We start from the raw sequence: 20,878 nt of genomic DNA on the forward strand, positions 1-20,878 counted from the left end.
TCCATGACCAGCACCACCCCGCCCCCCGCGCCCACCTCCATCGAGCTGATGGACCAGCTGGCCCAGGCCGCGGCCGCGTACTACCGGAGCTTCGCCACCGTGGCGGCGGCACGCGGCCTCACCCTGATGCAGGGCAAGGTGTTGAGCCTGCTCCGGCGTCCGATGCCCATGCGGACCCTCGCCGAGCTGCTCGCCTGTGACGCGTCCAACGTCACCGGCATCGTCGACCGGCTGGAGGCGCACGGCCTGGTCCGCCGCGAGGTCGATCCCGCCGACCGTCGGGTCAAGCGGGTGATCCTGACCGAGGACGGTGAGCGGACCGTCCAGGAGATCCGTGCCGAGCTGCTGGCGACCCTCAGCGGTCTGGACGAGCTGGGCGAGGGAGACCGGCACGCTTTCCAGCGCCTGCTGGGCCGGCTCTTTCCCGCCGGTGCCGACGCCTGACGTCCATCGGGACGTGCGCGGCGCCACCCGTGCGGACGACCGGCTCTCCGAGGCCGCGACGGAGGACCGCAAGCGCGAAGGCTGATTCCGAGATTCCGAGAACGACCTGGATCACCCGGACGACCTCCGGGCGATCGCGACGACGGGGTGATCGGCGGGGTCGATCCACTGCATCGTCCGGGTCATGAAGGCGGCGGGAACGGCGACGCATCCGCCGGTGGCGTCGGCTCGGGGGCCGAGGTCGTGGAGGAAGATGCCGGCACCGCGGCCCCTCACCACGGGGGAGGTGTTGAAGTCGATGACCAGGACGTTGTCGTACTGGACGGGGTGGCTGACGAGGTGCTCGCTGCCGAGGGCGCCCTGTTCGGTGAGGTGGAACCCGCCCTCGGTGTCGGTGCGCATGCGGTTGTAGTAGGCGGAGGAGGGGTCCTGCACCCACCAGTCGTGCGTGGTGACGTGGTGGTAGGGCATTCTCGTGCCCGGGTCCGGGGAGATCCCGAAGCCCTGGGTGATGGTGTACGTGCCGGTCGGTGTGGTCCCGGACCCCTGGACGCGGGTGAGGCCGTCGTGCACTCCGCCGGACCCGATGCGCGCGTCGGTGGTGGAGTCGAGGGACCGCCAGAGGCCGTCCTGCCGAGCCCACAGGGTCACGGTGGCGCGGGTGCCGTCCGCCTCGACCGTGATCACCTGCTCGGCCCGGCCGACTGTGACCGGCACGGGGAACGGGCCGCCGTCGGCCCATGCCCTCGGGCCGGGGCCCGCACCGGTCAGTGTGGCGGCGACACCGAGTGCGAGGGCCACGCGCGCGCAACGGGGTGCCGAGCCACGGCGGTCGGCGGGGCGTGTCCGGGAGACGGCCATGGAGGGGCCCTTCTGGTGTGGACGGTACGGGCGGGGCGGGACGGGCCGCGGCGGGTGGGAGCCGGAGGCTCCACCGCACGCCATGATCGGCTCGCCGGGGCAGCCGTGCCAGCACCGACACCGGGCCGTGGCTGCGGTGGCTGCCCGGGACGACGGCGCGTCGGGCCCGGGTGGCCGGGGCTCCACGGGCGGGACACAATCGTCGGGGCGGCGTGACCCGCCACGCCGCCGGTGGGGCGGGGTACTCGACCCGGAGGCGACTGTGGCCGGTGTGACCAGCAGCGATCTTCTCGTGGACGCGTTCGACCGGATCCGTGACACGGTCGCCGACGTGGTCGACGGCCTGACCCCCGAGCAGTTGGCGTACCGGGTGCACGACTCCGCCAACTCGATCGCCTGGCTGGTCTGGCACCTCACCCGGGTGCAGGACGACCACCTCGCCGACGCGGCCGACCGCGAACAGGTGTGGACGGCCGACGGCTGGGCGAGCCGGTTCGCCCTGCCGTTCGCCGCGTCGTCGACCGGCTACGGGCACCGACCCGCGCAGGTCGCCAAGGTCACCGCCACCGCCGATCTCCTCGCGGGCTACCACGAGGCCGTCCACGCGCGGACCGTCGACTACGTGCGCGGCCTCGACAACCGGTCCCTGGCCCGGATCGTCGACGAGTCCTGGCAGCCCCCGGTCACCCTGGGGGTACGCCTGATCAGCGTGATCGCCGACGACCTCCAGCACGTCGGCCAGGCAGCCTACGTACGAGGCCTGCTGGCCCGGCACTGACGGCCGATCACTCGGCTGCGGATCACCGCCCACCCCCTACGGCGTCCGGGCCACCGTGCGGCCCGCCCGTGCGGCGGTGGACTCGAAGACGGTCGCGTCGAGCACCGCCGCGCCGCCCGGGTCGTTGTTGAAGTACACGTGGACGTCCGCCGGGTCCGCCCAGGTGTCGGCGATGCGGCCCACCCAGGTGGCCAGGGCCTGTCGGCCGTACCGGGGCCGGGGCCGGGCCCGACCGGCGTGGCAGCGCAGGTAGCCCCAATCGCAGGTTCGCCACAGTGGCGTGACCGGGCGTGACTCCCGGTCCGCCCAGCACAGTGCGGCGGCCCGGTCGGTCAGTACCGCACGGATCTCCGGCGTCCACCAGGAGGGGTGGCGCGGCTCGACGGCGACTCGCACGCCCGTCGGGAAGGCGGCCAGGCAGCGGTCCAGCAGCTCGGCGTCCGCGTGCAACGTGGGCGGCAGCTGGAGCAGCACCGGGCCGAGCCGATCCCCGAGTCCCTGCGCCGCCGTGAGCAGCCGCTGGACCGGCTCGGCCGGCTCGCGCAGGCGTCTGATGTGGGTGAGGTAGCGGCTGGCCTTCACCGCGAACACGAAACCCGCCGGGGTACGGGCCCGCCAGTCGGCGAAGGTGTCCGGCGAGGGCAGGCGGTAGAAGGCGGCATTGCTCTCCACCGTGGCGAACCGTGCGGCGTACTCCTCCAGCCAGCGCCGCTTGGGCGTCCCCTCGCGGTAGAGCAGCCCGCGCCAGTCGTCGTACTGCCAACCCGAGGTACCGACGATCAAGGGCATGTCTCCAGCAAACACCCGTCGGCCGGGCCACGCCCTCGATTCGCCCGGCCGGCCGAACGGGTCGGAGGTGGCCGGGCGCATCGGCCGTGCGCGGACGGTCCCGTGGGACGTGTGATGCCCGTCAGGGGTGGCCGGCGGTCAGTCATCCGTACGAGTGGGCACGACGGTGATCACCACGGGTACCGGTGGAACGACTGGCACGATGAAGCGCATGGACCGATTCCTGGCCGGGCGGGCCGGCCCCGCCCGCCGCCCCACCGGCAACGGAGGCCCGTGGACGAGCCCTTCGCCATCGCCGTTCGCACCCGCACCTGTGCTCTGGGCAGGCCGGGCGCGGATGCGCCCCCGTCATTCGCCCTCGACCGGGTGACCGTGCGCCGTGCCGGGCGACTGCTGTTGGACGGCCTCTCGGCGCAGATCCCCGGTGCCGCCTGCACGGCGCTGGTAGGGCCGTCGGGCGCGGGCAAGTCGACGTTGCTGCGGGTGCTGAACCGGCTGGCGGAGCCGACGTCCGGTGAGGTCCGCTTCCGGGGCACGCCGTTGCCCGAGCTCGACGTGTTGGAACTGCGCCGCCGGGTCGGGCTGGTCGGCCAGCAGCCGGTGCTGCTCACCGACCGTGTCCTGGACGACCTGCGGGTGGGCCGCCCGGACCTCGACGAGGACCGGGCCGCCGTGCTGTTGGAGCGGACCGGTCTGCCGGCCGGGATGCTGGCGCGGGCCACGGCCGGGCTGTCCGGAGGCGAGGCCCAACGGGTCTGCCTGGCGCGGGCACTGGCCGTCGGTCCGGAGGTGCTGCTGCTCGACGAGCCGACGTCGGCCCTGGACGCGGACAGCGCGCAGGCGGTGGAGTACACGATCAGGGACCTGGTCGCGGACGGGCTCGCGGTGGTGCTGGTCAGCCACAACGTGCCGCAGGCGCGCCGGGTCGCCGACCACGTCCTGGTCCTGCGCGGTGGGCGGCTGGTCGCCTCGGGGCCGGCGGACCGCGTGGACTACCTCCGGAAGGGGACGTGAACACGGCCGTGCCGACCTGGGCCGGGGTCGCCGCCTCCATCGCCCTGGTGCTGCCGGCGATCGCGGTGGCGTGGCACCGGCGACTGGACCTTGCCCGGGACATCGCCGTTGCCGCCGCCCGCGCAGGCGTCCAACTCGCCGCCGTCGGCGCGATCCTGCTCCTCGTCTTCCAGCACACCGGCGTGGCCGGAGCCGCCGGCTGCCTCGCGCTCATGGTGATCACGGCCGGGCGGGTCTGCGCGGGCCGCTCCGCCGGGCTGCCCCGCGCGCTGCCGATCGCCACCACCGCGGTCGCCGTCGGCTCCGGCGCGACCCTCGGAGTGCTGCTCGCCCTCGGGGTCATCGCCCCCCAGGCCCGGGTGGTGATCCCGGTCGGTGGCATGGTGGTCTCCGGCGCGATGCAGGCCACCACCCTCCTCCTGGTGCGCCTTCGCGACGAGGCCCGCACCGCGCGCCCCGCCATCGAGGCCCGCCTCGCCCTGGGCCTGCCCGCCGTCGAGGCCTTCGCGCCCCATCTGCGCTCGACCCTGCGCACGGCGCTGATCCCCGCCGTCGACGCCACCAGGACCGTCGGGCTGATCAGCCTGCCCGGTGCGATGACCGGCCTGATCCTGGCCGGCGTCGACCCGCTCACCGCGATCCGCTACCAGATCGTCGTGATGTACATGATGCTCTCCGCTGCTGCCCTGGCCGCCCTCACCGCCGCCCACCTGGCCGAGCGAGCCCTCTTCGACGACGTCCACCGGCTACGGCCGCTCACCGCCGGGACCCGGGGTTGACATCCCGTTCGTAGGGCCGGTCCCCCACCGGAGTTCCGGCGCAGCCGCCCGGGTGCGCCGGGCCCTCCCGGGCGTGGGCTCCGCTCAGTCCGCCCAGACGCGGGTGAGGCAGCGGGGAGCGGACGGGGCGGGTGGGTCGGTGAAGGCGGTGCGGCCGTGGAGGACGGCGGTGTTGTCCAGCCAGAGGAGGTCTCCCGGGTGGAGGGGGATGCGCAGGAGGATGCGTGGGTCGGAGAGGATCCGGTCGACGGCGTCGAGGGCCGCGTGGTCGTCGGGGGTGAGGGGCGCGCCGGCCTCGTGGTGGGCGCGTTCGATTCCGCGCCTGTTGTAGTGCACGCGCAGCTCGGCGCCGTGGCGTTGGAAGACGGGGCGGATGCGGTCGAAGCCGGCGCCCCGGCCGAAGTGGAAGTCCTGGTAGAGGCGGGGGATGGCCCAGGGAGCTTCGGTGAGCAGGCGGTTGTGCACGGCGTGGCCGCTGGCGAGGAGGGTGTCACCGCCGAGTGCCGCCGCTCGTACGGACAGGAGCCCGAGCAGCTTCGGCGGGCGGGGGGCCGGGGTGCGGTCGGTGTGCGGGGTGAGGGCGAGGTTGGTCCTGCCCAGTCCGGCGTTGTCGGCCACGGTGATGAAGCCGCCGGGCTCCGCCGGCCACGGGGTGCCCAGCGAGGCGGCGAGCCGGTGACACAGTTCGGCGCACTCCTGGTCGGTGCGGCCGTCCACCGGGAGACCCCGGATGACGACGAACCCGCGGCTGTTCCGCACGCGTCGGGTGACGTGCGTGGCCAGCTCCGCCAGTTCCGGCGCCGGGTGCTCCCGTGGGCCGTCCAGCGCGCGCGAGCAGGCGGGTGGCAGGGGGACCAGCCAGTCGGACTCGCTGAGGGCGTCGCCGTGCCATGCCGTGGGTGCTTCGACGGGGACGGGCTCGGTCAACTGTTCACCTTTCCGCGGCGCCCGGGACGGGATTGGGCAGGTGCGCCCACTGGTCGCCCGCCGGCGAGAGCCGCATCAGCGTCAGCGCCTTGACCGGCAGCGGCTCCGTCCGCAGTGCCGACAGGTCGGGCGTCGGGTGGAGGTCGCGGATGGCGGCTTCGAGCAGGGCACCCAGCTCCGCGGTGCTCCCGGCGAGGGGGCCGAGCGCGCCCGTGATCAGGCAGCTGAGGACCTTGCGGCGGAGGGCGACGGGGTCGTCCTCGAGGAGCCGGCCGGTCATCGGCGGCGCCGGGAGGCCGTGCCGGGCCAGCCGGGCCGGGCTGATGCGGATGTCGGCGAGGTCCCGGTAGACCAGCCGCCGGGGCCACCCCTGCCGGTCGAGCACCGCGAGGAGGTTCTGCCCGTGCGCTTCCAGGGCCACCCCCAGGTCGAGCAGCTCCAGGCAGACGCCGAGGGCCAGCCGCGCGAACTCGGCGATTCGCGCCGGTCGTTGGTGCGGGCCGTGGTCGTGGGAGGCGAAGTGCCCGGGCAGTTCGGCCACGGGTACCACCTGTTCGTCCGTCCCGGCGTGGACGTACGGCGACTCGCGCAGGACGGCCGCCAGGTCCGGCGTGCCCGCCCCGGCCGCCGCCAGCGTCCGGGTGATGTGCAGCCGGCCGTCCAGGCGGTCCGCGACCCGCACGGCCAGCTCGGACGTGGCCAGCGCGTGGTCCACCGAGTAGGCCGAGATGTCCCGCACCTGGGAGGTGAGCCGGGCGCTCAACGCGGTCTTCACGTGGGTGCGGTGGTCGAGGGCGAGCGTGCGCAGGGACAGCAGCGGATGGGCCGCCGGACCGGGCAGTACCGACCGGCCGCCGAGGACGTGCTCGGCCTGCCAGGGGTGCACCGGGAGCAGCACGGCCGCCCCGTCCCGCCACTGCGGGGGCCATGACCCCCGCACCGTCGCATCCGTGACGGGTGTGAGGAGCAGACCGACCACCGGCCGGTGTTCGGGCGCGTAGGCCAGCTGATCGGCGGCCGAGAAGCCGGGCCGGGAGCGGCAGGTGGGGTGGTACGGGTGGCCATCCGCGGACCGCTGCTCCCACTCCCAGGGCTCCGACGGCGGCCCGGCCGGGGGAGGGGCCGTCCGGGACAGGGCCAAGGAGGCGGCGCTGTGGTCGAGTTCGGCGGCGAAGGGCTCGCCGCCGGGTACCTTCAGGGCCGCCATCAGCAGTGCCGGATGGTCGTACGGAACGCCGTCCAGCTCCACCGCGGCGACCGCCGTTCCCGTCGCCCACGGGTCCGACGGCGGGCCGTGCAGCCGTCGGCCGTCGGTGAGCCGCACCGAGATCCCGTCGCCGCCGCGGGCGCGGCCGGCGATCCAGGGCAGCGGTTCGTGGACCAGTCCCCGCCACAGCCGCGCCAGCACCGCGGCCCGGGCGCCGGGCAGGGCGGCGAGATAGGCGGAGGACAACGACGGTCGGACGCTCGCCAGTTCCTCGGCCAGCGCGCGCTCGGCGGGTGTGTCGCACACCCCGATGTTCTACCGCGGGCGAACACCTGCCACACATACTGCTCCTCGATGAATACTTTCGCCCGCGAAGCCGACGCACTGGCCATGGCACCCCTGCTCAACTGTCTGCTGAGGGAGGCCTCCGTGCCGGCGCCGGAGCCGGCCGGGGAGCCCGAGGCCGGCCGCGCGGTCCACCGCCTGCGCGCCACCGGCCGGCTGCTGCGCGTGCGCACCGGCCGCGCCTCCGCCGCGCCCGAGCTCTGGACCGGCACCGCCTGGCAACCCGTGCGCCACAGCGGCCTCGTCGAGCTCGCCGCCCAGGAGATGCGGGCCGTCACCGGGCGCTCCAACGTCGCCCTGGCCGCCGAGATGACCGCCGGCCGTGAGATCGTCGAGGCGCTCCTCGCCGCCCGTTCCCGGGCCGTCCCGCCCGAGAGCCTGTGGCTGCGCTCCGAACAGGCCCTGGTCATGGGCCACCCGTTCCACCCGGCCCCCAAGGCGCGCAGCGGCGGCGGCCCGCCCGGTTCCTGGCTGCGCTACGCGCCGGAGACGCACGGCCGCTTCCCCCTCGCGCTGCTGGGCGTGCGCGAGGACGCGGCGGTCGACGACGGCGACACCAGCGCCCTCGACACCCTGGGCCGGGCACCCGACGGCTACCGGCTGCTGCCCGTCCACCCCTGGCAGTTGGACCTCACCCGGCACCGGCCGGCCGTCCGCGCCGCCTTCGCCGAGGGCCGCCTCCTGCTTCTCGGCCACACGCCGTGGGACGCCCGGGCCACCGCCTCCGTGCGTACGGTGCACGTCCCCGGCGGTGACGAACGGCCCGGGGCGACCGGGGACCTGTTCCTGAAGTTCAGTCTGGAGGTGCAGATCACCAACGACGTCCGGCGGATCCGTCGGCACGAGCTGCGCCACGCGCTCCGCACCGACCCGCTGGTCAGCGCGGCCTTCGGGGCCGTGGACGGCCCCGCGGCGTGGCTGAGCGAACGCGGGTACCGTACGGTCCGCGGACTGGAGGAGACCTTCCCCGTCCTGGTCCGCGACGGCCTGGACGACCACCTGCTCCCGGGCGCCACCGCACTGCTGGCGGCGGCCCTCACCGAGGGCTTCGACGGCGATCCGCTCGACCGGGTCACCGACCCGCTGCCCTGGTGGTCGGCCTACCTGGACTGCGTGGTCCCGCCCGTGCTGGAGGCGTACGCCCGCCACGGCATCGCCGTCGAGTGCCACCTCCAGAACACGCTGATCGCCGTCGGCCCGGACGGCCTGCCCGTCCAGGCCCTCTTCCGCGACGCGGAAGGCGCCAGGGCGATTCCCCCGACGCCCCGGGAGGCGGCCTGGGAGCGGCTGGTCTACTGTCTCGTCGTCAACAACCTGACGGGTATCGCCGACGCGCTCACCCGGCGCTTTCCCGGCGCCGCCGCGGCCCTGTGGCCCCTGGCGCGGCAGGTGGTCCAGCGGTGCGACAAGGAGCTCGGCCTCCCGGCGGCCGAGACGCTGATCGCCGCGGCAACCGTCCCGTGCAAGGCCAACCTGCTGTCCCGCTGGATCGACGCGGACGGTACCGAACCCCACTACGTCCCCGTCCCCAACCCGCTGGTCGTCCACTCCTGAGCGAGCCCTGCCGCCCTGACGAGCCCTGCCCGGGGGGAGGTCCTGTTTGCCGGACAGGCCCTACCCGATGCGGCTGAGGAAGTCGAGCACCCGGCGGGTGACCCGCGCGGCCGCGGACCCGTCGTGCGTGGGCGGGCCCATCTCGTTCTCCTCGTGCCGCGGTGCCCGTGCGGCGCCGCGGCACGAGTATGACGCGCACCGCTGACACCGGGGACTGCCCGGTGCGGGGAGGCGGGACGGCCGGAGTTCCGCATCCGGGGTGACTGCAATTTCAAAGTGATATGTCACACCCTATTGATTGCCCCGGGTCGCCCGTGACACCGTGCCAGGCGACGCCTTCACGGCAAGCGCGTGAGGCTCACCCCCACCCCCCACAGCAAGGAGTGACGATGCGTCACCGACTTCGGCTGCCCCGGGCACTGGCTGTGCTCGCCGCCGCAAGTACCGCCATCACCGGCTTCGCCGCCGCGCCGAGCTTCGCCGCCCCCACGGCGCAGACCGGTCAGCAGGCGAACCGGGCTCCCCACCCCGGGCACCTGGGCGGCATAGCCCCCACCGGCACCGCCTTCGGTCTCGACACCCACGCGCAGACCCAGACGGGCCGGCTCGCACCCGCACAACTCCCGCCGCGCTCCCCGCAGTCGGCCGCGCCGCAGGCCCCGAAGCCCGAACTCGCCAAGGCCCCGGCCCTTGCCGAGTCCGGCCGGGCCGCCGCCGGCGCGGCCGACACCTCCTGCACCCCGGCCGACTTCAGCGGCCGCACCGGCGCCGACCTGGTCGGCTACATCAAGGGCTCTACCGTCGACTGCATCAGCTCGCTGTTCCGCATCACCGGCGGCGACGCCAACGGGGTGTTCAGGCAGAGCCAGATGCTCGCGGTGGCCGACGGCCTGCGCAGGGCCGCCGCTTCGTACACCGGCGACAACTCGACCGGCATCTACCAGCTGGTCTACTTCCTCCAGGCCGGCTACTACGTGCAGTACTACCACCCGGGCGACGTCGGCACGTACGACGCGAGCCTGACCGCCGCCGTGCAGGCCGCGCTCGACACCCTGGTGGCGAGCCCGCACTTCCTCGACGTCAACGAGGGCAACGGCCAGGTCGAGGGCCAGGCGATGATCCTCACCGACAGCGCCAACCTCCAGGCGCACTACCTGAAGACGTACCAGCAGGTGCTGAACGCGTACAACAGCTCCTGGGACTCGTCCTGGTACATGGTGAACTTCGCGAACAGCGTGTACACCCCGATCTTCCGCGGCCACCAGAACGCCGACTACGTCGCGGCCGTCACCGCCGACCCGAGTCTGATCAACACCCTCGACAGCTTCGCGCTGAACCACCGGAGCATGCTCGGCGGCAACAACTCCTTCCTGGACTCCAACGCCGGTCTGGAGACGGCCCGGTTCATCGAGCACCCGGCGCTGGTGAACACCGTCCGGCCGCTGATCAAGGGCCTGATGAACGTCTCGTCGATCACCGGCCCCACCGCGCCGCTCTGGGTCGGCGTGGCCGGCATGGCCGCCGGCTACGACCAGGCGAACTGCTCGTACTACGGCGTCTGCAACCTGCCGGAGCAGCTCAAGGCCGCCGCCCTGCCGGTCAGCCACACCTGCGACTCCACCCACACCATCCTGGCGCAGAGCCTCACCGCCGCCGACCTCGCTGCCGTCTGCGCCAGCCTGCAGAACCAGGACCCGTTCTTCCACAAGCTGGTCAAGGACAGCGGTCCGATCGCCGGCCAGTACGAGAACTCGCTGCAGATGGTGGTCTTCGCCTCCCCGCAGGACTACCAGACCTACGCGGGCGGCATCTACGGCGTCAGCACCAACAACGGCGGCATCACGCTGATCGGCGACCCGAGCGCCCCCGCCAACCAGCCGATCTCGCTGACCTACCAGAACGGCAACGACGGCTTCACCGCGGGCATCTGGAACCTCAACCACGAGTACACCCACGCCCTCGACGGCCGCCTCGACATGAAGGGCGACTTCACGCAGCAGATCTCCGTGCCGGACGTCTGGTGGATCGAGGGCGTCGCCGAGTACGTGTCCTACAGCTACCGGAACATCACGGACACCGGCGCGATCGCCGAGGCGCCCAAGCACACCTACGCGCTCAGCACGCTGTTCCAGAACACCTACGACAACAGCGACACCACCCGCACCTACCCGTGGGGCTACCTGGCGGTCCGCTTCATGGTCGAGAAGCACCCGGACGTCGTCCAGAACATGCTGGGCCACTTCCGGACCGGCGACTACACGGGCGGCTACGCGGTCTACAACTCCATCGGCACCGCGTACGACACCGAGTTCAACACCTGGCTGGACGCCTGCGCCGCCGGCGCCTGCGAGGTGGGCGGCGCACCGACCGCCGCCTTCAGCGCCGTCCCGTCCGGCCTGAACGTCCAGTTCACCGACCGGTCGACCGAGTCCGGCGGCGGCAGCATCGCCTCCTGGGCCTGGAACTTCGGTGACGGAGCCACCTCCACCGACCGGAGCCCCGTGCACAGCTACACCACGGCGGGCAGCTACACCGTCAGCCTCACGGTGACCGACGGCAACGGGAAGAGCAACAGCGTCAGCCAGTCCGTCACGGTTAGCGCCGTCACCGCCTGCACCGCCGCCGACACCCGCGTGCTGGACCAGAACTGCTCCCGCACCAACCAGTCCGCGACCGCCGGCAACCTGGACTACTACTACATCTACCTGCCGGCCGGCACCACCACCCTGAAGGTGAACAGCTCCGGCGGCACGGGCACCGCCTACCTGCTCTACAACCCCGACAGCTGGGCGACGCCGAACGCCTACACCGACGGCTCGACCACCTACGGCACCACCCACCAGAGCCTGACCGTCACCAACACCACGGCGGGCTACCGCTACATCAGCCTCTACGCCCAGACCGACTTCAGCGGCGTGACCATCACCACCCAGTACTGACCCCGACCCCCCGCGCGGCGGCCGGAGCACACCGCTCCGGGCCGCCGCCCGTCGTCCGGCATTCGAAGGCGTGCGAACACCGTGGCCGCCCTGGCTGTCCGAGCGAACTCCGTTCGGTGGCAGGCGGGTTGATTGGCCGGGGCGGCGGGGCTTCGCTAGGGTGCTCGCATGAGCGACCAAGTGACGCCTCCCTTCGGGAACTTCCCGACCGTCCGCCGGGCACTCGACATCCGGGACGAGCTGGCCCCGCCGGTGGCCGAGGCCCTGGGGGGCTGGGACGCGCCGGAGGCGGCCGGGGCGGTGCTGTACGTGGACACGGATCCGGAGAAGGCGGACACCGCGGTGTTCTGCGAGACCTACGACGCGCCGCTGGAGTACTCGGCGAACTGCGTGGTGGTCGCCGCCAAGCGGGGCGGGGAGGTCACGATGGCCGCGTGCGTCGTCCTGGCCACGACCCGGCTGGACGTGAACCAGGCGGTCCGCAAGCACCTCGGGGCGCGCAAGGCCTCGTTCGCCCCGATGGACGCCGCGGTCGAGGCGACCGGGATGGAGTACGGGGGCATCACGCCGGTGGGTCTTCCGGGCGACTGGCCGCTGCTGATCGACGAGGCGGTGGTCGCCGCGCCGCACGTCCTGGTCGGCAGCGGGCGCCGCCGCGGGAAGCTGATCCTGCCGGGACGGGCGCTGGCCGCGCTGCCGGGCGCCGAGGTCGTCCCCGGGCTGGCCGCAGTGGTGGCGGAGCCCAGTTCGGTGGAGGCCTGAGGGCCGGTCAGGAGCAACCCTCGCGGGAGCGTGGCGGGACGAGCCAGCCACGCGCCTGGGCGGCCATGCCCGCGCTGAACCGGCCGGTGGCGTCGAGCTGTTCGAAGAGTTCCCGGACGATGCGCCGCATCGTCCGGGAGGAGACCCCGATCTCGCGGGCGATGGCCTCGTCCTTGTATCCGAGCTGCATGAGCCGCAGGACCTGGTACTGGCGCGCGGTGGGCCCCTGGCGCGACGGGGGAGCGACCTCGGCCGGGCGGGCTTCCTGCCAGCAGAACTCGAAGGTCTGCACGAAGAGGCTGACCAGGTCGGGGTTGCGGACCACCACCAGGGCGGGTTCGGCGCCGTCGCCGCTGTTCGGCGGCGGGACGAAGGCCAGGTCGGCGTCCAGCACGATCAGCCGGTAGGGGAGGGTGGCGGAGATGCGGATCTGGCCGCCGGCCCTGCGCAGCGCCTTCAGGTGGGCCCGGCCGCGCGGGACCCGGAGCATGGACTCGCTGTGGATGGTCCGGATGGACACGCGCCGGCCCAGCACCTCCTCGTCCCGGCGCCGTCCGGCGACCAGGAGCGCCGCGGCCGGCGGTGCGCCGGGATTCATGCTGAGGACCTGGCCGCGCACGGTCATGGTGGCGTCCTCCAGGAGCTGACGCACCGCCGCCTCGCCGCGGAAGACCTCCACCCCGTGACCGCCGAGGCGGTCCAGGTGGGCGGGGATCGCCGCGATGTTGACCTCGGCCAGTTCGCGGTCCAACGCCTCGACCGTGCAGGCCAGTTCGCCGATCGCCCGGCGGGCCGAGTCGAGGATCCTGCCCATCTGGGCCTCGGGTAACGACGGCTCGCGCCGGTCGGACTGAACCTGCATGTGCACCCCCAGGTCTGCTCGACACCCCCGCAGCGGCCGCCGGCCGGTGCGCGAGCCCCCGCGGGGTACGCACCGTCGGTTGCGCGGCGTGCACGCATGGCAACCATGCTGCTTCACGGCCCGCAGCTGGAACAACCCCGCATCTCAGTTGCCGGACGTGGTCGCACTGTGGCCTGCGTCACACCGCGGTGCGGGCCCGGGCGCGTGCGCCGATGGCCGGTCGGGGCCATGGCCGGACTGAGCCATCGGCGTTCGCTGGACAGCCTCGGCGGTCGGCTGATTGGTTTGCAAATGGCCGCTGGGTGATCGGTGCCGTCCCGGGACGAGAGACGGATCGTGGCGTTCAGCGACGCGTAGGGGGTTGCTTCCGCGGCTGTTCTCCGGTGCACCGAGCCGCGATCCGGCAGGTCGGCGCCGGTCGGGTGTCAGGCCCGGAGCGCCGACCCGAGCTGGGGCCGATCCCGTTGTGCGAGGCGCCGCACCACCGATCCGAGAACGCGGGAGGACCTATGGGCGTCGAAGAGTTGACCAATCCGCTGCTGGCCGGGTTCTGGAACGAGACGCGCCTGCGATCGAGCCCGGAGACGATCTCCCCGGCCGCCGATCACACGGATCCCGGGATGGCCGATCACACGGATCCCGGGATGAGCGTCCAGTGGACGCGGATCGCCGAGGCCCTCGGACTGGGCTACGGCGAGCGTTCGGGCGCGGTGATCACCAAGGGCAAGGCCCTGATGCGGGCCCGCACCACGCCGTCCGCCGGCGCACTCTACCCCTTCGAGGTACTGGTGGCCTTCCAGGACGGCCACGACTACGCCCTCTACCACTACGACGCGGCCGGCTGCAGCCTGCGCCGACTGGCCGCCGTCGGCCGCCACGAGGTGGCCGACATCCTGACCGCCGCGCCGTCGTCCGACCCACCCGCGGCGGACGCGGACCGCACCGCCGACCTGCCTGCCGCGGTGGTGGCCGTGGTGGCCCGGCCCTGGCACGCGATGCGCAAGTACGGCCGGCGCGGCTACCTCTACACCCACCTGGACAGCGCCCACGCCGCCACCAACATCGCCCTGGCCGCCGCCGACGCGGGCTTCGACCCCGCGGTCCGGCTGCGCTTCGACCGCCGCGCCCTCTCCCGCCTCTTCGGACTGGAGAACCTGTGCCGGGAACCCCAGGCACTGGTCACCCTGACCGCCCCCGCCGGGGGCCGCCCGGCCGGGACCGGCCGGGCGGCCAATCCCTTCGCCGTACCGATCTGGTGGCACGACGGCGGACGCGGACTGGAACAGCCCGACGGCCCCGAGCGCGAGGCCTGGGAGCTGGTCAGCCCGGTCAGCACCTACCACCAACCCCGGGACCTGCCGCTGCGGTTCGGCACCACCGCGTCGGTCCGGGCGGGCGGCCCCCGTACCGGCGCCGCCGCCCCGGTGGCACTGGCCGGCCCGGACGACACCGCGGCCCTCGACGACTTCGGCCCGGTCGTGCTCAGCCGGCAGTCCGCCAAGGGCTTCCTGGCGAAGCCGGTCGAGGCCGACGCGCTCGGAAGGACACTGGCCGCCGTCCGCGGCGGCATCGCCGTCGACTGCGCGGACGGCCCGCTGGCCGGCCTGCGCCTGCTGGTCCGCAACGTCGACGGCCTGGCCCCGGGCGCGTACGAGTACGACCCAGCGGGCCACCGGCTGCTGCCGGTCGGCGGCGACGGCGGCTCGGAGGAGGCGGTGGTCGCGGCCTGCATGAACCAGGGCGTCGCGGCCGGCTGCGCCGCGCTGGTGGCACTGCACGCGCCGGTGCGCCAACTCCTCGGCGAGCGCGGCCAGCAGGGCCTGGCCGAACTCCACTTCCACGCCGCGAGCGCCGCCCAGCGGCTCTGCCTCGGGGCGGCCGTGCAGCACGTCGGCATCACCTGCCTCGGCGGGTTCGACGCGGGTCGGATCGCCGGACTGGCGCTGCTGGCGGACGAGGAGGAGGTCATGTACGTGATCGCGGTCGGCATCGCCGACGAGAACGCCGTCAAGTGGGACCGGGCGCCGATCGCTCACAGCCACGGACGGGACCCACGGCAGCCGGCCGGCTGACCGCGGAACGGACGAGACCCGCAGCCGACCCGGCCTCGGAGCCGAGGCTCGACCAGAGGGAGCAGTGTGTGGTTTCCATGCTGAGCAATGGCATCCTGTCCGATCAACTGACGGACCGCCACCGCGAGTTGCAGGCCAGGGCAGCGGACCACTTCACCCCGCAGTGGCTCGACAAGTGGCGTACCTCGCCAGACGGGCACCTGCGCCGGGAGACCTGGCAGGACCTCGCGGCGAACGGCTTCATGGGCGTGTCGCTGCCGCGCGAACTCGGCGGCCAGGGCCTGGGCCTGCTCGGCGCGCTGGTCCTCGGCGAGGCGCTGGCCGGAGCCCGCGACGGCGGCATCGCCCTCGCGATGCACGTGCAGAACGAGATCGCCTGCGAGTGGCTGGTGTCCGCCCGCGACGAGGCCCTGCGCGACCGCTACCTCCCGGGGCTGGTCGCCGGGGACCTGGTGGCCTGCCAGTGCGACACCGACCCGTCCCCCGAGGAGCCCACCACCGCGACCACCGAGGGCGCCCAGGTCGTCCTCCACGGCCGGAAGAAGTTCGTCATCAACGGCGCCACCGCGGACCTGTGCTTCGTCAGCGCCGTCCTGGACGGCGCGCCCGCCATCATCGCGGTGGAGAAGTCCACCCCGGGCGTACGGGTCACCGAGGTGTACGACAAGTTCGGCACCCGCAGCGTCGACTCCGCGCAGGTGGAGTTCGACGGCGTCCGGGTCGCCGCCGAGCAGATCGTCTCGCGCAGCGGCATCAGCCAGCTGATGCGCTGGAACCGGGTGATGTCCCGGATGCGCCTGCTGATCGCCGCCGACGCCTTCTTCACCCACCGGGCGCTGCTGGAGCACATCACCGGGTACGTGCGCGGGCGCACCCTCGGCGGCCGTGCGCTCGGTGCCTGGCCGGTCAACGCCCACGCGCTGGCCCGGGCCCGCGCCCACCAGGAGCTGATGGAGGCGGGCATCGCCGACGCGTACCTGCGGGTCACGGCCGGGGGCAGCACCGTACCCGAGATCGCCGAACTCAAGTGGTTCTGCGTGGAGAAGGCCAACGAACTGGCGGTCCTCGCCACCGACCTGGAGGGCGGCGCGGGCTACATGTGGGACAGCCCCTCGCTGCGCGCCCACGCCCAGCTGCGCGGATTCCGGATGTCCGGCGGCAGCCAGACCACCATGCTGACCATCGCCAACCACAGCATGGCCTGCCGGGCCGAGCTCGAACTCGCGCCCTCCGGAGCGGACGGAGCCCGCCGTGGCTGACGGGCAGCGGCTCGGCGCCGCGTTCCTGGCCGCCTGCGCCCGGCACGGCGAGCGGCGGGCCGTCGTCGCGGGCAGCGAGGAACTGACCTACACCCGGTTCGCAGACCTGGTCCGGGACCGCGCCGACACCCTGGACGCGCTGCTCGGGCCGGACCTGGCCAACGTCGGCGTGCACGCCGCCAACAGCATCGACCACCTGGTCTCGTACTACGCCCTGCTGGTGGCCGGACGGCTGCCGTTCCTGATCGACGCGACCTTCGGGGCCGCGGAGCTGGATGGCATCCGGACCAGCTGCGGCGTCCCGGCCTTCCTGTTCGGCGGCAAGGAGCCGTTCCCGCTCGGCGGCGACGTCCGGGCCGTCCCGGACAGCGCGCTGTCGCTCGCGGTGCTGCCCGCCCCGGCCGGGGCGCCCGAGCCCCGGGCGTCCACCGCCACCTGCCGGTTCACCTCCGGCACCACCGGCGCCCCCAAGTGCCTGGAGTTCACCGCGGACGCGGTGATCGCCGCCGCGGACACCTGGGTGGCCGGCACCGGCCTCGGCCCCGGCGACCGGGTGCTGTGCCTGGCCGGCTTCACCAACGGGCTGGCGTTCAACACCTCGCTGCTGCCGGTCTTCACGGTCGGCGCCGAACTCCACCTCTACCAGGGCCCGCCCACCTCCGGCGGCATCTCCCGGGCCGTCTCCCGCGCCGCCGCGACCCGGCTGGTGGCCTTCCCGCTGGCCTACCGGCTGCTCGCCGCCGCACCCCGGGCGGACGTCGACGCGTTCGCCACCGTCACCCGGGCCGTCTCCGCGGCCGCCGTCCTCGACCCCGAGGTCCGACGCGGGTTCGAGTCCCTGTACGGCGTGCGGATCGCCGACTACTACGGCATCGCCGAGACCGGCCCCTGCACCTACGAACGCGAACCCGACCGCTCCGAGGGACTCGGCACCGCCCTGCCCGGCGTGTCCGTCCGGTCCGTGGAACTGCCCACCGGCGAGACCGAGGTGAGGGTCCGCACCGCCTCGATGGCGGCCGGGTACCTGAACGCCCCCGGCGCCCTGGCCGAACGGCTCGACGCCGACGGCTACTACCGCACCGGCGACCTCGGCCACCTGGTCGACGGACGGCTGTTCGTCACCGGCCGGCTCGGCGGACCGATCAACCTGGCCGGCCGGAAGATCGACCCGGCAGAGATCGAGCGCACCCTGCTCGCCCTCGACGGCGTCACCGACGCGGCCGTGTTCGCCGACACCGACGCCAACGGGGAGACCGTCCTGCACGCCGCACTGGCCGGCAGCGGACGGATCGGCCGCACCGAGGTCGTCGACGCCTGCCGCGCCCGCCTCGCGCCGTTCAAGGTGCCCGGTCGGGTGACCTTCCTCCCCGCCATCCCCCGATCGACCGTCGGCAAGGCCCGGATGACCGAACTGCGCCGCCTGGTCCAGGACGTCCGCGCCGCCGACGACCACCCCCAGGAACTGGAGGAGCACGCATGACCGGTACAGCCAACGAGGCGGCCCGTACCGACAGGGACCTCCGCGAGGAGATCGAACTGCTCGTCGAGACCGCCACCGGACGGGTCGTCACCGTCGCGGACCTGCGGGCCGCGGACGGCGAACTCGACCGTGCCGGCGTCAACTCCATCGGCTACATCAACCTGATGGAGGTCCTGGAGCAGCGCTACGACGCCGTGATCGACCCCGAGGCCGACCCCGAGCACCTGTACTCCGTCGACTCGATCGTCCGGTTCGTCCGCGCTCGGCTCGCCGAGGGAGGCCGCGCATGACCACCGCCCCCGACCGGGCCCTCACCGCCCTGCACGGACTGCTGACCGGCCGCGGACTCGACCTGCCGCCGAACGCTCCGAAAGGTGGCCGGGCGTCGGACGAGGCGCTGGACCGGATCTGGGAGACCCGGCCCTTCGCCGTGGCCGCCGCGCTCACCGAGCAGGTCCACGGCGTCCTGCCGCTGCTCGACTCCTTCGCCGCCGGGGCCCCGCTGCTCGACGACATCCGCGCCGGCCACGTCACGGCCTCGCTCGGCCTGTTCACCCCCAACGCCCTGCTCAGCCTCACCGCCCCCGCCGTCCGGGCCGACCGGGACGGCGACCGGACACTGCTGCACGGCCGCTACCGGTACGCCACCCAGGACGCCGAGGCGTCCGTGGTCCCGGTCCGGCTGGACGGCGCGACCAGGCTGGCGCTGGTCACGCACGACGCGGCCGGCGTCCGGCTGCACGGGGCCGGACGGGCCGCCGGCTGGGGCTGGGCCGAACTCGACGGCGCCCCCGCCGCCGCGCTCTCCCGCCCCGTCGACTGGGCGCCCGGCGGAGAGCTGACGGCCGCCCTCGACGCGTACGCCTGGGCGTTCGCCCGCCGCGCCCTCGCCTGGCCCGCCCGGGTCGTCGCCGACCTGCGCCGGGCGCTGGCCCGGGCCGGCGAGGGCGTCGAGGCGCTCTCCACCTCCCAGTACCTGGCCCATGAGCTCAGCAAGCTGGAGATCGAGATCTCGCTGGCCTCGGCCGCCGCCCGGTTCGGGGCCGGGTTCAAGACCGAGGAACCCGGCGGCCAGGCCGCTCTCGCCACCCTGCTGAGCACCGTCGACCTGATCCGGCGGACCGCCCGCACCGCCGAGGACATGGCCACCGAACTCGGCCTCGAACACTCCCCGGCGGGCGTCGCCGACCGGCCCGACGCCGCCGACTGGCCCGACGCCGCCCTCCAGGCCTACTTCGGCGGCCGGCGCGTCGTCGAGAACGAACTCGCCCGCCGGATGGGCCTGGTCCCGGAGGCGGTCGGCGCATGACCGTTCCCGTTCCCGTCCCCGTCGCCGTCTGCGGCCTGACCGGCCGGATGGCGGGCGTCGTCCGGCAGGCCGTCCTGGACGCCCCCGACCTGGCGCTGTCCGCCCGGCTCAGCCTCCGGCCCCCGGCGCCCGACCCGGCCGAGGCCAACCCGCCCGCGCCGGTGGTCCACCGCCTCGCCGACCTCCCCGACGCGCACCCGGTGGTCGTCGACTTCACCGCCGAGGAGGCCACCGCCGAGCTGCTCGACCAGGCCCGCACCGTGCCCTGCGCGCTGGTCATCGGCACCAGCGGTCTCGGCGAGCGGCACCAGCGCCTGCTGGCGGAGGTCGGCCGCAGCCGCGCCGTCGTGGTCGCCGCCAACTACAGCCTCGCCCTGCTGGCCGTCACCCGCTTCGTCGAGGACCTCGCCGCCCAGTCCGACGACAGCTGGAACGCGGGCGTAGGCGACCTGCACTTCGCCGGCAAGCGCGACCGCCCCAGCGGCACCGCCCGTCACCTCGCCGCCGCCTGGCAGGGCGCCCGCGGGCCCGGCGCGCCCGCCCCCGACATCACCTCCTTCCGCCTCGGCGACGCCCTCAGCGAACACCGGGTGGTCGCGGCGGGCAGTGGAGAGCACGTCGAGGTCCTGCACCGGATGGCCGACCGACGCGCCTTCCTGCCCGGCGTGCTGCGCGCGATCCGGTACGCGGCCACCGCCGGGCCCGGCGTGCGCGGCCTGGCGGACGTGGTGCGCGAACCCGTTCCGGTACGGCGGTGACCGGCGTGCGACTGCTGTGGGACGAGGTCCGGCGCGGCGCGGCACAGTCCGCGCACCAGTGCGGCGGGCACACCGGCGCCGCCCGCCGGGACCAGTGGTGCGCGGCCCGGCACACGCTGAGGACCGGCCTGGTCCGGCTCGGCCTGGTGCCCGACCTGCCCGACGCCCACCGGCGGATCGGGCTGCCCGGCCCCGGCGCCGTACGGCAGGTCAGCTGGGACGGCGCCACCCTGCGGCCCGCCGTGCAGTTCTCCGTCGCGCACACCGCCGAGCAGGTGGTGGTGGCGCTGCGCCGCGGCGAACCGGCCGGCGGCGCGGCACCGACCGGGCTGGGCGTCGACGCCGAGACCGAATGGGCCACCGCCGAGCGCAACCTGCACCGCTTCGGCACCCCGGCCGAGCTCGACGCCCTGCGCCGGGCCTGCGGCCCGGTCCGGCCGCTGCACCTGTGGTGCGTCAAGGAGGCCCTGGCGAAGGCCTCCGGCCTGGGCTTCGCCCGGACCCCGCCCCGGCGCTACCGCCTGCACCCCGCCGCCGACGCGGCACCCCACCACCTGACCGTCGAGATCGCCGGAGCCGAACCGCCGGACCACGGCCCCCGCCGGGCCCTGGTCCGCACCGGCACCCGGACCACCGCCGACCGGCCGCCCACCGCCTGGGCGGTGGCAGAACTGCCGACGGGCTGAAACCCGGAATCCGCCGAGGCGCTGAAACCCGGAACCCGCCTACGCGCCGAACC

At 74.1% G+C, this 20,878-nt stretch carries 19 protein-coding genes; 14 read left to right on the forward strand and 5 right to left on the reverse strand.

Features of this window, described 5'->3' with window-relative positions; all coding sequences use genetic code 11:
- The first annotated feature begins 3 nt into the window (after positions 1 to 3).
- Positions 4 to 444, forward strand: a complete 441-nt coding sequence (locus tag HS99_RS03540) for a MarR family winged helix-turn-helix transcriptional regulator (protein ID WP_030279507.1) — start codon at positions 4 to 6, stop codon at positions 442 to 444.
- A 111-nt stretch (positions 445 to 555) separates the two neighbouring features.
- On the opposite strand, the gene HS99_RS03545 is transcribed toward HS99_RS03540, so the two are convergent.
- Positions 556 to 1,245, reverse strand: a complete 690-nt coding sequence (locus tag HS99_RS03545) for a L,D-transpeptidase family protein (RefSeq protein ID WP_043480388.1) — start codon at positions 1,243 to 1,245, stop codon at positions 556 to 558.
- 331 nt (positions 1,246 to 1,576) lie between these two features.
- Between HS99_RS03545 and HS99_RS03550 the strand changes: the two genes are divergently transcribed.
- On the forward strand, positions 1,577 to 2,083 hold the full coding sequence (locus HS99_RS03550) for a mycothiol transferase (protein WP_030279511.1): 507 nt from the start codon (positions 1,577 to 1,579) through the stop codon (positions 2,081 to 2,083).
- A gap of 36 nt (positions 2,084 to 2,119) precedes the next feature.
- Here the strand turns inward: HS99_RS03550 and HS99_RS03555 are convergent, their stop codons facing one another.
- Positions 2,120 to 2,872, reverse strand: a complete 753-nt coding sequence (locus HS99_RS03555; protein ID WP_030550481.1) for a DUF72 domain-containing protein — start codon at positions 2,870 to 2,872, stop codon at positions 2,120 to 2,122.
- 273 nt (positions 2,873 to 3,145) lie between these two features.
- Between HS99_RS03555 and HS99_RS03560 the strand changes: the two genes are divergently transcribed.
- Together HS99_RS03560 and HS99_RS03565 are read left to right on the forward strand one after the other, a co-directional pair.
- Positions 3,146 to 3,886: an ABC transporter ATP-binding protein gene (locus tag HS99_RS03560; protein ID WP_232790772.1), complete on the forward strand. Its 741-nt coding sequence runs from the start codon at positions 3,146 to 3,148 to the stop codon at positions 3,884 to 3,886.
- Positions 3,883 to 4,665, forward strand: a complete 783-nt coding sequence (locus tag HS99_RS03565) for an ABC transporter permease (RefSeq protein WP_030279517.1) — start codon at positions 3,883 to 3,885, stop codon at positions 4,663 to 4,665. The genes HS99_RS03560 and HS99_RS03565 overlap by 4 nt, the downstream gene beginning before the upstream one ends.
- A gap of 84 nt (positions 4,666 to 4,749) precedes the next feature.
- Here the strand turns inward: HS99_RS03565 and HS99_RS03570 are convergent, their stop codons facing one another.
- The gene (locus HS99_RS03570; RefSeq protein WP_030550485.1) at positions 4,750 to 5,592 is read right to left on the reverse strand and encodes a TauD/TfdA family dioxygenase; all 843 of its coding nucleotides are present in this window, start codon (positions 5,590 to 5,592) and stop codon (positions 4,750 to 4,752) included.
- A 4-nt stretch (positions 5,593 to 5,596) separates the two neighbouring features.
- Entirely contained in the window at positions 5,597 to 7,105 is a 1,509-nt protein-coding gene (locus HS99_RS03575; protein ID WP_030550573.1) for an IucA/IucC family protein, read from the reverse strand.
- 48 nt (positions 7,106 to 7,153) lie between these two features.
- Here HS99_RS03575 and HS99_RS03580 point away from each other — a divergent pair, with 48 nt between their 5' ends.
- The 3 genes from HS99_RS03580 to HS99_RS03590 all read left to right on the forward strand — a co-directional run bounded on the left by HS99_RS03580 (position 7,154) and on the right by HS99_RS03590 (position 12,399).
- The gene (locus HS99_RS03580) at positions 7,154 to 8,698 is read left to right on the forward strand and encodes an IucA/IucC family protein (RefSeq protein WP_043480395.1); all 1,545 of its coding nucleotides are present in this window, start codon (positions 7,154 to 7,156) and stop codon (positions 8,696 to 8,698) included.
- Positions 8,699 to 9,087: 389 nt separating this feature from the next.
- Positions 9,088 to 11,637, forward strand: coding sequence for a collagenase (locus HS99_RS03585; RefSeq protein WP_030550488.1), 2,550 nt, complete (start codon positions 9,088 to 9,090; stop codon positions 11,635 to 11,637).
- A gap of 168 nt (positions 11,638 to 11,805) precedes the next feature.
- Complete coding sequence (locus HS99_RS03590) at positions 11,806 to 12,399, forward strand: YbaK/EbsC family protein (RefSeq protein ID WP_046386209.1); 594 nt, start codon at positions 11,806 to 11,808, stop codon at positions 12,397 to 12,399.
- 7 nt (positions 12,400 to 12,406) lie between these two features.
- On the opposite strand, the gene HS99_RS03595 is transcribed toward HS99_RS03590, so the two are convergent.
- Positions 12,407 to 13,213, reverse strand: a complete 807-nt coding sequence (locus HS99_RS03595; protein WP_050367072.1) for a helix-turn-helix transcriptional regulator — start codon at positions 13,211 to 13,213, stop codon at positions 12,407 to 12,409.
- 668 nt (positions 13,214 to 13,881) lie between these two features.
- Between HS99_RS03595 and HS99_RS03600 the strand changes: the two genes are divergently transcribed.
- From HS99_RS03600 to HS99_RS47640, 7 genes are all read left to right on the forward strand, one after another.
- On the forward strand, positions 13,882 to 15,333 hold the full coding sequence (locus HS99_RS03600) for a nitroreductase family protein (RefSeq protein WP_158876468.1): 1,452 nt from the start codon (positions 13,882 to 13,884) through the stop codon (positions 15,331 to 15,333).
- A 77-nt stretch (positions 15,334 to 15,410) separates the two neighbouring features.
- Positions 15,411 to 16,592, forward strand: a complete 1,182-nt coding sequence (locus tag HS99_RS03605) for an acyl-CoA dehydrogenase family protein (RefSeq protein ID WP_030550494.1) — start codon at positions 15,411 to 15,413, stop codon at positions 16,590 to 16,592.
- Positions 16,585 to 18,072: a class I adenylate-forming enzyme family protein gene (locus HS99_RS03610; protein WP_050367073.1), complete on the forward strand. Its 1,488-nt coding sequence runs from the start codon at positions 16,585 to 16,587 to the stop codon at positions 18,070 to 18,072. The genes HS99_RS03605 and HS99_RS03610 overlap by 8 nt, the downstream gene beginning before the upstream one ends.
- A complete protein-coding gene (locus HS99_RS03615) occupies positions 18,069 to 18,362 on the forward strand; it encodes a hypothetical protein (protein WP_030550502.1) in 294 nt (97 codons plus the stop codon). Before HS99_RS03610 ends, HS99_RS03615 begins: the two co-directional genes overlap by 4 nt.
- Positions 18,359 to 19,381, forward strand: coding sequence for a hypothetical protein (locus HS99_RS03620; RefSeq protein WP_030279543.1), 1,023 nt, complete (start codon positions 18,359 to 18,361; stop codon positions 19,379 to 19,381). The genes HS99_RS03615 and HS99_RS03620 overlap by 4 nt, the downstream gene beginning before the upstream one ends.
- Positions 19,378 to 20,139: a 4-hydroxy-tetrahydrodipicolinate reductase gene (locus HS99_RS03625; RefSeq protein ID WP_030279545.1), complete on the forward strand. Its 762-nt coding sequence runs from the start codon at positions 19,378 to 19,380 to the stop codon at positions 20,137 to 20,139. The genes HS99_RS03620 and HS99_RS03625 overlap by 4 nt, the downstream gene beginning before the upstream one ends.
- Positions 20,136 to 20,825 carry a 4'-phosphopantetheinyl transferase family protein gene (locus HS99_RS47640; protein ID WP_030279547.1) on the forward strand — a complete coding sequence of 230 codons (690 nt, stop codon included), beginning with the start codon at positions 20,136 to 20,138 and terminating at the stop codon, positions 20,823 to 20,825. The genes HS99_RS03625 and HS99_RS47640 overlap by 4 nt, the downstream gene beginning before the upstream one ends.
- The last annotated feature ends 53 nt before the right edge of the window (positions 20,826 to 20,878 follow it).

Origin of the sequence: Kitasatospora aureofaciens (assembly GCF_001188955.3) — a bacterium.
GTDB classification, from domain to species: Bacteria; Actinomycetota; Actinomycetes; order Streptomycetales; family Streptomycetaceae; genus Kitasatospora; species Kitasatospora aureofaciens.